At 71.7% G+C, this 13,394-nt stretch carries 13 protein-coding genes; 9 read left to right on the top strand and 4 right to left on the bottom strand.

Annotated features, from left to right (window positions below; genetic code table 11):
* Nucleotides 1-52: 52 nt before the first annotated feature.
* Nucleotides 53-673: a TetR/AcrR family transcriptional regulator gene (locus IU476_RS10680; protein ID WP_195099092.1), complete on the top strand. Its 621-nt coding sequence runs from the start codon at nt 53-55 to the stop codon at nt 671-673.
* Nucleotides 674-712: 39 nt separating this feature from the next.
* Here the strand turns inward: IU476_RS10680 and IU476_RS10675 are convergent, their stop codons facing one another.
* Together IU476_RS10675 and IU476_RS10670 are read right to left on the bottom strand one after the other, a co-directional pair.
* Complete coding sequence (locus IU476_RS10675) at nt 713-1,114, bottom strand: DUF7144 family membrane protein (protein ID WP_195099090.1); 402 nt, start codon at nt 1,112-1,114, stop codon at nt 713-715.
* 25 nt (nt 1,115-1,139) lie between these two features.
* Nucleotides 1,140-2,996 carry an alkyl/aryl-sulfatase gene (locus IU476_RS10670; RefSeq protein WP_228823468.1) on the bottom strand — a complete coding sequence of 619 codons (1,857 nt, stop codon included), beginning with the start codon at nt 2,994-2,996 and terminating at the stop codon, nt 1,140-1,142.
* A gap of 376 nt (nt 2,997-3,372) precedes the next feature.
* Here IU476_RS10670 and IU476_RS10665 point away from each other — a divergent pair, with 376 nt between their 5' ends.
* The 4 genes from IU476_RS10665 to IU476_RS10650 all read left to right on the top strand — a co-directional run bounded on the left by IU476_RS10665 (nt 3,373) and on the right by IU476_RS10650 (nt 7,045).
* Nucleotides 3,373-4,602: an MFS transporter gene (locus IU476_RS10665; protein WP_195099086.1), complete on the top strand. Its 1,230-nt coding sequence runs from the start codon at nt 3,373-3,375 to the stop codon at nt 4,600-4,602.
* Nucleotides 4,596-5,240: an HAD family hydrolase gene (locus IU476_RS37025; RefSeq protein WP_324193998.1), complete on the top strand. Its 645-nt coding sequence runs from the start codon at nt 4,596-4,598 to the stop codon at nt 5,238-5,240. Before IU476_RS10665 ends, IU476_RS37025 begins: the two co-directional genes overlap by 7 nt.
* A 102-nt stretch (nt 5,241-5,342) precedes the next feature.
* Entirely contained in the window at nt 5,343-6,287 is a 945-nt protein-coding gene (locus IU476_RS10655; RefSeq protein WP_195099083.1) for an ATP-binding cassette domain-containing protein, read from the top strand.
* Entirely contained in the window at nt 6,284-7,045 is a 762-nt protein-coding gene (locus IU476_RS10650; RefSeq protein WP_195099081.1) for an ABC transporter permease, read from the top strand. The genes IU476_RS10655 and IU476_RS10650 overlap by 4 nt, the downstream gene beginning before the upstream one ends.
* On the opposite strand, the gene IU476_RS10645 is transcribed toward IU476_RS10650, so the two are convergent.
* A complete protein-coding gene (locus IU476_RS10645) occupies nt 7,029-10,184 on the bottom strand; it encodes an ATP-binding protein (protein ID WP_195099079.1) in 3,156 nt (1,051 codons plus the stop codon). The genes IU476_RS10650 and IU476_RS10645 overlap by 17 nt on opposite strands.
* 173 nt (nt 10,185-10,357) lie before the next feature.
* Between IU476_RS10645 and IU476_RS10640 the strand changes: the two genes are divergently transcribed.
* The 4 genes from IU476_RS10640 to IU476_RS10625 all read left to right on the top strand — a co-directional run bounded on the left by IU476_RS10640 (nt 10,358) and on the right by IU476_RS10625 (nt 12,746).
* Nucleotides 10,358-11,002: a DUF4097 family beta strand repeat-containing protein gene (locus IU476_RS10640; protein ID WP_195099076.1), complete on the top strand. Its 645-nt coding sequence runs from the start codon at nt 10,358-10,360 to the stop codon at nt 11,000-11,002.
* 21 nt (nt 11,003-11,023) lie between these two features.
* A complete protein-coding gene (locus tag IU476_RS10635; protein ID WP_195099074.1) occupies nt 11,024-11,206 on the top strand; it encodes a ferredoxin in 183 nt (60 codons plus the stop codon).
* 41 nt (nt 11,207-11,247) lie between these two features.
* The gene (locus tag IU476_RS10630) at nt 11,248-12,474 is read left to right on the top strand and encodes a cytochrome P450 (RefSeq protein ID WP_195099071.1); all 1,227 of its coding nucleotides are present in this window, start codon (nt 11,248-11,250) and stop codon (nt 12,472-12,474) included.
* An 83-nt stretch (nt 12,475-12,557) separates the two neighbouring features.
* On the top strand, nt 12,558-12,746 hold the full coding sequence (locus tag IU476_RS10625) for a hypothetical protein (protein WP_195099069.1): 189 nt from the start codon (nt 12,558-12,560) through the stop codon (nt 12,744-12,746).
* A gap of 32 nt (nt 12,747-12,778) precedes the next feature.
* Here IU476_RS10625 and IU476_RS10620 read toward each other — a convergent pair whose 3' ends face one another.
* Nucleotides 12,779-13,333 (bottom strand): hypothetical protein, encoded by a 555-nt coding sequence (locus IU476_RS10620; RefSeq protein WP_195099066.1) that lies wholly within the window; start codon nt 13,331-13,333, stop codon nt 12,779-12,781.
* Nucleotides 13,334-13,394: the final 61 nt, after the last annotated feature.

Raw genomic sequence — 13,394 nt, 5'->3', positions numbered from 1 at the left:
GGGTATCTGAGTGACCGACAGTTTTCCAGGATTCTCCCGGTAAACTGCGAGCATGGTCGAACGATGGACGGTGGAGCGACGCCTGGAACACACCCGTTCGCTGCTGCTGGACGCCGCGGAGGCGGTGTTCGCCGAAAAGGGCTTCATGTCCGCGACTCTCGACGACATCGCGCGCACCGCCGGCTACACCAAGGGCGCCATCTACAAGCACTTCAGCGCCAAGGAGGACCTCTTCCTGGCCGTGAACGACCGCTACTGGCGGCGCTACTTCGACACCTTCGCCGAGGTGATCGCGGCGGTCACCGAGGTCGGCGCCCCCGAACTCGACGAGATCGCGCAGCGCTGGCGGCGGCTCGGCGACGAGCGCGGCGCGGGGCAGGCCGCACTCGGCCACGAGTTCACGCTGTACCTGCTGCGCAACCCCGACGCACGAGAACGGGTGGCGGCCAAGCGCTCCGAGGTCGCTCAGGCCCTCGCGGACTTCGTCGTCGCGGGCCTGGACCGCATCGGCGCGAGCCTCTCGATTCCGCCGCTGACCTTCGCGCACGTCCTCATCGCCACCACCGACGCCGTGGAACTCGGCAGCCGCCTCGACGACCTCGACCTCTTCCGCCCGATCCTCGAAATGTACGTCTCCGCGATCAAACTGCCCGGCGCACAGGCGAAGTCCTGAGCGCCGGGCCGACTGCCGGGCGGCGCGGGATCGGCCGGGTCAGCCTTCCGGGCGCCAGGTGGTGACGGCCCAGATGACGACGACGTCGAGGGCGATGATCAGGATCGACCACCACGGGTAGTAGGGCAGGGACAGGAAGTTCGCGAGGATCGACAGGGCCGCGATGCCGATCGCCGCGCCCCGGCCCCACGCCGTCCCGGTCACCAGGCCGACCGAGCAGACCGCCAGGATCACCCCGAGGACGATGTGGGTCCAGCCCCACGCGGTGGCGTCGAATTCGTACACGTACTCGGCGCCGGCCACGAACAGGTCGTCGTCGGCCACCGCCGAGATGCCCTGGAACAGCGACAGCAGACCCACGGTGAGCAGCAGGGTCGCGGCCCCGATCGAGGCGCCGCCGGCGAAGCCCTGCCGCACGGGATCGTAAGGCGACGTGGACATCACGGGTCCTTCCGAAGGAGTTCGGTCACGGGGTCACGATGGCGAAGTCGGGGTCCGGGTCGTCCAGATAGCCGACGAGTTCTCGCAGTTTGGCGGTGTCGCCCGCGGTGGTGATGGTCCCGTCGGAGATCATCTCGTGGATGTCGCGGGCACCCAGCAGGGCCAGGTGGAGGTCGGCGGCGGTGAGGGTGAAGGTCGCGTCGGGGGCGGGGACGTCGCCTTCGACGTCGAAGTGGACCAGGACGCCGTTGCGCAGGTGGGTGCGGTGCACCAGGTTCTCGTCGGTGACGCGCCAGTCGATGGTGAGCTCGGCCGACCAGGCCTTGGGCCCGTCGACGCGCAGGGCGATCGCGTCGAACAGCTGCTCGACGGTCAGCGCGGCCGCGATGTCCGGCGCGGCCGCGACCGTGGGCGTCCCCACCGAACCGTTGCGCAACTCGTAGGCGCCCATCAGGAAGAAGTTGCGCCAGGTGCCGTTCTCCGAGCCGTAGCCGAGTTGTTCGAGGGTGTCGGCCTGGAGCCGGCGGGCCTCCTCGTGGTCCGGTTGCGCGAACAAGACGTAGTTGAGAACCTGTGCCACCCAGCGGAAGTCGCCGTCCTCGTAGGATTCGCGGGCCTTCGCCACCACCGCGTCCGCACCGCCCATGAACGCGAGGTGCCGCTCGGCCGATGCGATCGGCGGATGCTGCCACAGCGTGGCGGGGTTGCCGTCGAACCAGCCCATGTAGCGCTGGTAGACGGCCTTGACGTTGTGGCTGACCGAACCGTAGTAGCCGTGGGTGTGCCAGGCCTGTTCGAGGGCCGGCGGCAACTCGATGGCCTCGGCGATCTCGATCCCGGTCGCGCCCTTGTTCAGCGCCCGCACGGTCTGGTCGTGCAGGTAGGCATACAGGTCTCGTTGCTGCGCAAGGAATTCCGTGAGCCGCTCGGTGCCCCAGGTGGGCCAGTGGTGCGAGGCGAACACGACGTCGGAGTCCGCGGCGTAGCGATTGATCGACTCGGTCAGGTACTTCGCCCACACGTGCGGGTCGCGCACCAGCGCACCGCGCAGCGTCAGCAGGTTGTGCAGTGTGTGGGTGGCGTTCTCGGCCATGCACAGGGCCCGGCGGTCGGGGAAGTGGAAGTTCATCTCCGACGGGGCCTCGGTGCCGGGGGTGAGCTGGAATTCGATGCGGACGCCGTCGACGACCTCGGTCTGCCCGGTGTGGGTGATGTCGACGGTCGGGGTGAGCAGCGTCGGGGTACCGGTCGAGGTCGTCGGGCCGAGTCCCGCGCCGACCGCGCCCCGGGGCCCGCGCGGCAGTGCCGCGCCGTACATGTAGGCGGCGCGCCTGGCCATCGCGGTGCCGGCGTAGACGTTCTCCTCCACGGCGTGCTCGACGAATCCGGCGGGGGCCAGGATCGGGCACCGCCCGGCGGCGACGTCCGCGTCGGTGGTGACGCCCTTGACGCCACCGAAATGGTCGATGTGCGAATGCGTGTAGATCACGCCGGTCACCGGCCGGTCGCCGCGGTGGCGGCGGTACAGCGCCAGCCCGGCCGCGGCGGTCTCCGCAGAGATCAGCGGGTCGATCACGACCACACCGGTGTCCCCCTCGACCAGGCTCATGTTCGACAGGTCGAGGCCCCGGATCTGGTAGATGCCGTCGGTGACCTCGAACAGGCCCTGGATGGCGCACAGCCGCGACTGCCGCCACAGGCTGGGGTGCACCGTCGGCGGGCACTCCTCGTCGAGGAACGCGTACCCGTCGCTGTCCCACACCACCTCCCCGGCGGCGTCGCGCACCACTCCCGGCTCGAGCGCCGCGACGAAGCCGCGCCGCGCGTCGTCGAAATCCCGCTGTGTCTCGACACTTCCGGCGACTCCGGTGCTACCGGTCATGGCACGCTCCCTGTCCGCATCGTGGGTCGACTGCATACGCCGTCGTGAGAGGGTTCCACGCGCCGCCGCGACGTGCCTCACCCGCTGCGGGTGAACCGCCGTGACGGCCCCCGCGGTCAGACCTGAGCAACCCCTTTTGTGGAGCCCATCACGGCGAGCCTTTCCGAGTGGAGGCTCGCCAGACCGGCTGGTAGCTTTCGGCTTGTTCGTGCAGTGACGCGCAGCACCCCTCGTCCTCCGATTCCGAACGTTCCTTCGATTCCCTTGCCTTCGCGCCTCTTCCGCAGTGGAAGGGGGCGGAAATCGTCATACCTACTCGCCGCTGATCGCGGGTCTTCGTCGACCCCGCACTCGGTGGCGAACCGATGGAGCTCTCATGACACGCACCATTGCGCCGCCTTCGGAACGGGCGCGCGACCTACCCGACGCCGCGGTGCGAAGTCGCGGTCTGCTGACGGGCTATTTCGCGGGGCTCGGCGTCGTGATGGCGGTCTGGGGAACCCGCATCCCGGCCGTCCAGGAGGCCGCCGGACTGGGCACCGCCGGACTGGCCGCGGTGCTGCTCGCCGCGGCGGTCGGCATGGTGGGCGGTCTGCGGGTCGGTGGCCGGCTCGCCGAGCCCGCCCGGCTGGCGCCGCTGTTGACCTGGGGCGCAACGGGTCTCGCCGGGAGCCTGGCGCTGCTGGGGGTGTGCCGGGCGCCGCTCGCGCTCGCCGTGGCGGCGCTGCTGTTCGGCGCCGCGCACGGGGTGCTGGATGTCGCCGCGAATGCCGCGGCCGTGCGGTGCCAGGACGCCTACGGGCGACCGATCATGTCGGGCCTGCACGCGGCCTACAGCCTCGGCGCGCTGGGCGGGGCGGTGCTCGCCGCGGCCGCCGCCCGCATGTCGCACAGCTACGTCTTCGGTGTCACCGCCGCGGCGGTGATCGTGGCGGCGCTGGCGGTGGCCCCGGCCGCCCACTGTGTCGGAGCGCCGCTCGCGGCTCCTGCTCCGGCGGCACCGGCCGACCATTGCGCCGGAGCGTCGACCACAGCTTCCATTCCAGCGGCAGCGCTTGGGCGGCAACGGATTTCGCGGTCCGGCATCTGGTTGCTCGGCCTGCTGGCCGCCGCCTGCCTACTCGGCGAGGGCGCCGCCGCGGATTGGTCGGCGGTGCACCTCAGCGGGCTGCACGCGTCGGCCGCGACCGCCGCCGCGGCGTACGCCGGGTACAGCGCGGCCATGGCGGCCGGGCGGCTCGTGGGCGATCGGCTGATCGCGCGCTTCGGTGCGCCGAGAGTCGTTCGGGCCGGGGCGATCTCGGCGTCGGTCGGTCTGCTCGCGGGGCTGTCGGTGCCGGCCGCGCCGGGCGCGCTGGCCGGGTGGGCGCTGTTCGGCCTGGGCCTGTCGGTCACCATCCCGTCCTTGTTCACCGCGGCGGGCGCGGGTGGCCCGCGCGCGGTCGCCGCCGTGGCCGTGACCGGCTACCTCGGCCTGCTCGCCGGGCCGGCGCTGATCGGCGCCCTGGCCACGGTGACGTCCCTGCCCGTTGCCCTAGCCCTCCCCGCCCTGCTCGCCGCGGGCGTGGCGGTCCTGTCTCATCGAGCCTTGGAGAACCGGTGGTAATCGCACTCTCACCCCAGCCCGCGGAACTCGACGCGGTCATCTTCGACTACAACGGCGTCATCGGCCTGCAACCCACCGAACCCATGTGGAGCGGCCTCGCCGAACTCGCCGGCTGGGACACCGACCGGCTGGAACTGTTCCAGCACGCGTTCTGGAGCGCCCGCGAACCCTACGATTCCGGCGAATTCGACGACGCGGACTTCTGGACCGCCGTCCTCGGCCGCCGCCCGGATCCGGTGTGGCTCAATCGCTTACGCGCCGTCGACACCGCCCTGTGGACCCGGACCGACGACCGTGTGGTCGCGCTGCTGCACCGTGCCCGGCGCGCGGATCTCCCGATGGTGCTGCTGTCCAACGCACCTCACCCGGTCGGCGACGCCCTCGACGCCGCCGACTGGCGCACGGTGCTCACCGACGCCCTCTACTCGGCTCGGCTGGGCATGAACAAGCCGCACCCCGACACCTACCGGAACGCGCTCGCCGCCACCGGCGTCCAGGATCCCGGGCGCGTCTTGTTCGTCGACGACCGCGCCGACAACTGTCAGGCCGCCGCCCGCCTCGGCCTGCGCGTCCTGCACTACACCGGCTCTCCGGCCGACCTCGAGAACCAGCTGCGCCTGGCCACCGTCACCACCTGAGAACCGCCGCCCGCCAGCGGTGACACGCGGCGTGTCACCGTGTCAGCGGGAATGTCAGGACGGTGTCAGGGCGGTATCAGCCCGGACGCCGACAGTGTGGTCATGAACGACACAGCGATCGCGGCCTCGGGGCTGCGGAAAGCCTACGGGGACAAGACGATCCTCGACGGCATCGATCTGAGCATCGGTGCCGGGACCATTTTCTCCCTGCTCGGCCCGAACGGGGCGGGCAAGACGACCACGGTGAACGTGCTCACCACGTTGCTGAAGGCCGACGGCGGCACGGCGCGGGTGGCCGGCCACGACATCGCGACCGAGACCAAGGCGGTGCGGGCGTCGATCGGCGTGACCGGCCAGTTCGCGGCGGTCGACGACGTGCTGACCGGCGCGGAGAACCTGCGGCTGATGGCGGACCTGCACCGGTTGCCGGCCGCCGCGGCCGAGCGGGTGATCACCGACCTGCTGGAGCGGTTCGAGCTGACGGAGTCGGCGGGCAAGCGCGCGGCGACCTATTCCGGCGGCATGCGCCGCAAGCTGGACCTGGCGATGACCCTGGTCACCAAGCCGCGGATCGTCTTCCTCGACGAGCCGACCACGGGCCTGGATCCGCGCAGCCGGCGCACGATGTGGGAGATCGTGCGGAGCCTGACCGACGAGGGCGTGACGATCTTCCTCACCACCCAGTACCTCGAGGAGGCCGATCAGCTGGCCGACCGCATCGCCGTGCTCGACCAGGGCCGCCTCGTCGCCGAAGGCACGCCCGCCGACCTCAAGCGCCGCGTTCCCGGCAGCCACGTCCGGCTGCGCTTCGCCCACCTCGCGGAACTGGACGCGGCGGCGCGGGCACTGCCCGGCGGCACCCGCGACGACGACGCGCTGACCCTGCGGGTGCCCGGCGACGGCGGCACCAGATCGCTGCGCCAGCTGCTGGACCGGCTCGACGCGTATTCCCTGGAGGCCGAGGAGGTCTCCGTCCACACCCCCGATCTCGACGACGTTTTCCTCTCCCTCACCGGACACGCGACCACGGAGGCGATCGCACAATGAGCACCATCACGGCACCGCTGGCCGATTCCTCGATCATGCTGCGGCGCAACTTCAAACACATCGTCCGCACCCCCGTCACCGTCTTCAACGCGGCACTCATGCCGGTCGTGATGATGCTGATCTTCGTGTACGTCTTCGGCAGCGCCTTCGACGTCGGCGGGGACTACATCGACTACGCCACACCGGGTTTGATCCTGCTGGCCATCAGCTACGGCCTGTCGGGCACGGCGGTCTCGGTGAGTTCGGACATGTCCAAGGGCGTCATCAACCGGTTCAAGGTCATGGACGTCTCCCGCGGCGCGGTACTCACCGGGCACGTGGTGGCGACCATCCTGACCAACCTGATCGCCGTCGCGGCGGTGCTCGGCGTGGCGTTCGCGCTGGGCTTCCGGTCGCCGGCGACGGCGCTGCACTGGCTCGGTGCCCTCGGCGTCATCGCGGCCACTTCCTTCGCGGCCGCCTGGCTGACGGTCGCGCTGGGCATGGCCGCGAAGACCCCGGAGGCCGCGGGCATGAGCGTGGTGCCGCTGATCATGCTGCCCTTCCTGAGCAGCGCGATCGTGCCGGCGGAGAAGATGGGCCAGGGCGTGCGGCAGTTCGCGCAGTACCAGCCCTTCACGCCCATCATCGAGGCCCTGCGCGGCTTCCTCGGCGGGCACCCGTCCGGCGGCTACACCGCCGCGGCGCTGGCCTGGTGCGCGGGTTTCGCGATCGTCGGATACCTATGGTCCCGGGCCACTTTCAGCAAGCGAGCGTAGCCGCGACCAGCTCCCGCCAGTCCGATTCCGATCCCTCCCGCACCGCCTCGGTGAACCTCTGGTCACCGAGGCGGTGTCGTGCCGTCTGCTGGATCCGGGTGACGTCCGGCTGGGAGCGATCGTCCAGACCGCGGACCCGGGCACCGGCCCCGAGCAGCCGCGCGGCCTGCTCGGTGTCCTCGGTGCGCAATGCCAGATCGGCGACCCCGAGCACGATCTGCGCGATCAGGGCCGCGTGCACCGGTTCGGACGCGATCCGGAACGCCGCGGCGTGTTCGGCGCGCGCCCGGTCGAGGTCGGATGCGAGGAGGCCGCGCAGGCTGTGGATGGTCGCGCGGGTGTGCGGCTGCTCGGTCTCCCCGTCGAGCACGCCGCTCGCCGCCTCGAGCTGCTCGTAGGATTCCGCGATGTCGCCGCGCCACCGCGCCAATTCGGCCTTGGCGATGGCCAATTCGACCAGCGCGCCCGACCAGGCCACCCGGTCCGCGCACCGCTGCGCCTCCGCCAGGGCGGCCGCGCTCGCGTCCGGATCGCCTGCCAGCCAATACAATTGCGCCTGCCGCGAGCGCAGTCCCACCAGGTCCTCGGTCGCGCCCAGTTCGGCCACCACCGCCCCGGCCTGCTCGAAAAGCGCACAGGCGGCAGCGAATTCGCCGCGCGTGGCAATCAGGTCGGCCAGCTCGGTCAGCGCGAACGAGATGCCCCACCGCTCGCCGAGAGCGCGGAATTCGGTGAGCGCCGTCTCGAAGTACCCGTCGGTCTCCGGCCCCACCCGGCCCAGCACCACGCGCATCTTGCCCAGCTGGAGCCGGGCCAGCGCCCGCACCCAGGGGTCGTCGTCGGTGAGCAGCGCCTCGAACGCGGGCAGGTACTCGCTCGGCCCGTGCAGCAGCCGTTCGAGCGCGGGCAGGAACGCCGTCGCCGGATGCTCGGCCCGCACGCCCCGGCTCACCTCGTACGCCTTGCGGATCCACTTCTCCACCTGGGCCTCGCCGTTGCGTCCCGAACTGCCGAAATGCACGACGAGCCCGTACACCGTGGCGCGGGTGCCGTCGTCCACCTCGCCGGGCAGGTCGGCGGCCGCGGTGACCAGTTCCTCGCCCTCGGCCTTGTATCCGCCGAGCCACCAGTACCAGCCGGCGGCCGCGGCCAGCCGCAGCGCGCCGGTCCCGTCGCCGGCGGCGAGCGCGCCGCGCATCGCGACGGCGATGTTGTCGTGCTCGGCGTCGAGTGTGGCCAGGGCCTCCAGCTGCTGGGCGCGGCGCAACAGCGGTTCCGCGGTGGCGGCGAGGCCGGTGAAGTAGGCCAGGTGCGCGCGCCGAGTGCGTTCCCACTCCCCTGCCTCGTCGAGGCGATCCCGGGCGTACTGCTTGATGGTGTCGAGCATGCGGTAGCGGGGTTCGCTGTCGCCCGCGGTGCGCAGCAGCGACTTCTCGGTCAGCGCGGTCAGCAGCTCGAGCACTTCCCACGATTCGACCGCGGCGGTTTCGTCCTCCGGACCGTCCGCGCAGACCTGTTCCGCCGCGGCCAGACTCGCGCCACCGGAGAACACCGCGAGCCGGCGCAGCACCGTGCGTTCGGCGTCGGTGAGCAGCTCCCAGCTCCAGTCGACCACCGCGCGCAGCGTCCGGTGCTGCGGGATCGCGGTGCGGCTGCCGCCGGTGAGCAGGCGGAACCGGTCGTCGAGTCGGTCGGCAAGCTGTTCGAGGGACATGGTGCGCAGGCGCGCCGCGGCCAGTTCGATCGCCAGCGGGATCCCGTCGAGCGCCCGGCAGACGCGCGCCATGGTCGGCAGACTGCGGGGATCGGTCGCGAGTTCCTTGCGCACCGCGCCCGCTCGGTCGCGCAGGAGCTGCACGGCCGGGGCGGACTCGATCTCCTCGGGGCTCGCGTCCTCGGCGGGCAGCGTCAGCGGCTCGACCCGCCAGATCGCCTCGCCGGTGATGCCGAGCGGTTCCCGGCTGGTGGCGAGGATGCGCAGCCGCCGGCACTCGCCGAGCACGCGGTGCGCGAAGGCCGCGGCGGCATCGATCACGTGCTCGCAGTTGTCCAGGATCAGCAGGGTCTCGCGGTCGCGCAGCGCCGCGACGAGCCGGTCCATCGGTTCGGCGTTCGGCACGCCGCCCAGCAGCGTGTCCCGCAGGCCGAGCGCGGCCAGCGCCGAGTTCGCCACATCGCCGCTCGCGCCGACCGACGCCAGCTCCACCAGCCACGCCCCGTCCGGGAGGTCGTCGAGCATGGTCTGCGCGGTTTCCACGGCCAGCCGGGTCTTGCCCGAGCCGCCGGGCCCGGTCAGCGTGGTGAGCCGATGCTCGGCGATGAGTTCGCGGACGGCGGCGACATCGGTGAATTTGCCGATGTAGCGGGTCAATTCGCCGCGCAGGTTGGTCGTGCGGTCGCTCTCGCGCGGGCCCACCTCGCCGCGCAGCAGCGCGACGTGCAATTCCGACAGTTCCGGTGCGGGGTCCACGCCCAGGGTGTCGGCGAGCGCTTCGCGGGCCCGCTGGTAGACCTGCAGTGCCTCCGCGGCGCGGCCCGCGGTGCCCAGGGCTCGCATCAGCGCGGCGACCAGGCGCTCCCGCACGGGGTGCCTGGCCACCAGCTCGGTCAGTTCGGTGACCAGTTCCGGGCCCCGGCCCAGCCGGACCTCGGCCTCGTAGAGGTCTTCGAGCGCGGCCAGGTGCAGGCCCTCGAGCCGGGTGACCACCGCGTCGGCGGCCTCGCTGTCGCGGAGGTCGACGTCCTGCATCGGCGTGCCGCGCCACAGATCGACGGCCTCGCGCAGCAGTTCGGCCCGGTGCCGGTCGTCGCCGCCGCGGGCCTGGTCGAGCAGGTGCTCGAAACGCACGGCGTCGACGGCGCTCGGCGGCACGGTCAGGCGGTAGCCGCCCGCCTGCGCGTCGAGCGACCCGTCCGGAAGCACCCGCCGCAGTCGGGAGACCAGCGCCTGCAACGCGTTCGCCGCGTCGGCGGGCGGCTGCTCACCCCAGATCCAGTCCACCAGAACGGATTTCGAGACGGCGCGGCCGGGTTCGAGCGCGAGGGCGATCAGCAGCGCCCGCAACCGCACACCCGGTACCGCTATCGCCTTGCCGTCTGCTGCTCGGATGTCGAGCGGTCCAAGCATTCCGATCTGCACCGGACCATTCTGCCGTGAGTGCGCGGGCGGCCGCGTCGGCGGGCGTGTCAGGGCGGTGTCAGGCCGGTATCAGCGGGACCGGCGACTGTAGTCCCATGCACAGCACGGCACCCGGTGCGACCGCCCCGAGCCGCCGCGTGAACCGACCGATGCCAGACCGAAGGAGCCCAGTCATGCCCACTTTCGCCACCCCCGAACCGATCGCCGTCACCGTCGAGATCCTGTCCGGCACGGTCACGGTCGTCGCCTCCGAGCGCGCCGACACCGTCGTCGCGGTCCGGGCGGCCGACGCGACCAAGAAGGGCGACGTGCGCGCCGCCGAACAGACCCGGGTGGACTTCGCCGAAGGCACCCTGACCGTGCGGACGCCGAAGGACTGGCGGACCTACACGCCGTTCGGCGGCAACCCCTCGATCGAGGTGACCATCGAGGTGCCGACCGGGTCGCGGCTCGCGGGCACCGCCGGGGTGGGCCGGCTGGTCGCGACCGGCGAGGTCGGCCGGTGCGATCTCGAGATCGCCGCCGGCGACATCACGATCGACCGCCCGCTCGGCGCGGTGACGGCGAAGGCGGCCAAGGGCGACATCCGCATCGGCGAGGCCGCGCGCGGCGTGCTGCGGCTGGAGACGTCCATGGGCGAGCTGGAGGTGGGCATCCGGCCCGGCAGTGCGGCCCGGCTGGAGGTCGACGCCACGCACGGCACCGTGCGGAACCTGATGGCACCGGCCGCCCGGCCCGCGTCGGACGAGGACGTCGTGCAGGTCTACGCCCGCAACTCCTACGGCAACGTCATCGTCCGGCACGCCACCGCCGTCTAGCAGAGCAGAAGGAGAACCCCGATGGAACTCAAGGTGGACCGGGAGCGCTGCATCGGCGCCGGCATGTGTGTGCTGACCGCCCCCGGCACTTTCGACCAGGACGACGAGGACGGCCGAGTGCTGCTGAAGCGCGCCCCCGACCTCGCGCCGGACGTCCGCGACGCCGTCCAGGTGTGCCCGTCCGGAGCCCTCACCCTCGCCTGATCACCACGACACCCATCCGCAGCACCACCGAAGGAATCACCATGACCTCGACCGTTCCCGTCCCCCACGGCCTGCCCACCCACCGCGACGCCGGCCCCTTCGACCCGCCCACCGAGATCACCCGGCTGCGCGAGGCGCGCCCGGTCAGCCCGCTGATCTTCCCCGACGGCCACGAGGGCTGGCTCGTCACCGGCTACGAGGAGGTCCGCGCGGTGATGGTCGACACCCGGTTCAGCTCGCGGCAGGACATCGGCGTGGTGCACGCGCTGGACGCGCCCGCCGACCTGCCCGCGGCCACCGAGCCCTCCCCGCAGATCCCCGGACTGTTCATCGCCATGGACCCGCCGGACCATACTCGGTTGCGCCGCAAGCTCATCGGCACCTTCACCGTCAAGCGCATGAAGCAGCTCGAGGAGCACATCGTCGAGATCGCCGAGCGGCAGCTGGACGCGCTGGCGCGGCTGGCCCCGCCGGTCGACCTGGTGCGGGAGTTCGCGCTGCCGCTGCCGTCGCTGGTGATCTGCGAACTGCTCGGCGTCCCCTACGAGGACCGGGCGACCTTCCAGGTCAACTCCGCCAAGTTCCTGATCCGGGAACAGCCGCTGGAGGAGAAGATGGCCGCCTACGGCGCGATGATGAGCTACCTGGCCGGACTGGTCACCCGCAAGCGCGCCGAGCCCGGCGAGGACATCCTCTCCGACCTGGCCCGCGACGCGGACCTGAGCATCGAGGAGCTGACCGGCATCGCCTTCCTGCTGCTGCTCGCGGGCCACGAGACCACCGCGAACATGTTGGCGCTGGGCACCTTCGCGCTCTTGGAGCACCCCGAGCAGCTGGCGGCACTGCGGGCCGACCCGGAGCTGATCCCCGACGCCGTCGAGGAACTCATGCGGTATCTGACCGTCGCCGACATCTTCTACCGCTACGCCACCGAGGACATCGAACTCGGCGGCGAGACGATCCCCGCGGGGTCGACCGTGGTGGTCTCGCTGCTGGCCGCCAACCGCGACCCCCGCCGCTTCGACGACCCCGACACCCTGGACCCGCACCGCAAGGCCCGCGGCCACCTGTCGTTCGGCCACGGCGTGCACCAGTGCCTCGGCCAGCAGCTGGCCCGCATCGAGATGCGCGCCGGTTTCGCGGGGCTGCTGCGGCGGTTCCCGACCCTCGCGCTCGCCGTGCCCGCGTCGGAGGTGCCGCTCCGGACCGACATGAATATCTATGGTGTGCACGAGCTTCCGGTCACTTGGACGGACACGGCTGTCTAATGTAGCGTTTCCGCGTTCGGCGGCGGGCCCGGTACGTCGACGCGGGCCGCGAGACACCACGAGACCCTGGAGATTCGACCGGCATGACCGAGACCGTGCACCTGCAGCTGCGATTCCCTTACGGGGGAACCGTTCTGGACTATCGGGCCAGCCCGACGGTCGCCGCGGGTGTCGCCGCCGAGTTCACCCGGCGCGGCGTCGAGGTCCGCGTGGACGACGCCGTCACCGAACGGCTGGCGGACCTGCCGCACGCCGAACTCTGGACGCCCTGAGCGGGCGCGGCCGGGTCGCTCGGTAGCGCCGTTCACGACGCCCGGGGCGTCTCCTGCGGTGCCGCGGCCTCCGGCTTGCGCCGGTGCGTCAGCGGATCCGGCAGCGCCACATCCGGTTCGGGGACGCCGAGCTGGGTGCGGGCGGCGGCGAAGAAGGCGCGGGTGGCATCGGCGACGCGACTGTCCGGCGTGGTTCCGGGATAGTCGTCGGCCCGCGGATCCGGCTTGCCCTCGGCGACGGCGCGCACGGCCCAGCAGTGGTGGATCATCAGGCGGCCGGACTCCTGCAAGGGTTTGCCGCCGAGCAGGCGGAGCTGTTCGAACAGCGCCCGCAGTTCCCGGTGCTTGTCCTCGAGCAGCGCCAGCCGCTCGGCCGGGTCGCCGTCCCGGTCGATCCGCCCGGCGAGGTGCACCAGCTGGCGGGCGGTGCCGGTGAACTCCTTGCACAGCTCGAAAAGCGGTACGTCCCAGCGGGTTCGCAGCGCGTGGCGCTGCTTGGCCCGCTCCAGCGCGTAGGTGGGGAGGAAGCCGACCGCCGCCCCCGCGACGAGCAGACCGATGCTGAGGAGGGGTGAGGCGGTGCTCATGGCCGACGTGCTCCCTGGTGATCATCGCGGTGCGGTGCCGTTGCCTCGCGTGCGTGCGGCC

The organism is Nocardia blacklockiae (assembly GCF_015477355.1).
Classification (GTDB): Bacteria; Actinomycetota; Actinomycetes; order Mycobacteriales; family Mycobacteriaceae; genus Nocardia; species Nocardia blacklockiae.
Note: the sequence above shows the minus strand (reverse complement) of the source record. Positions and strands in the feature narration are given on the sequence as shown.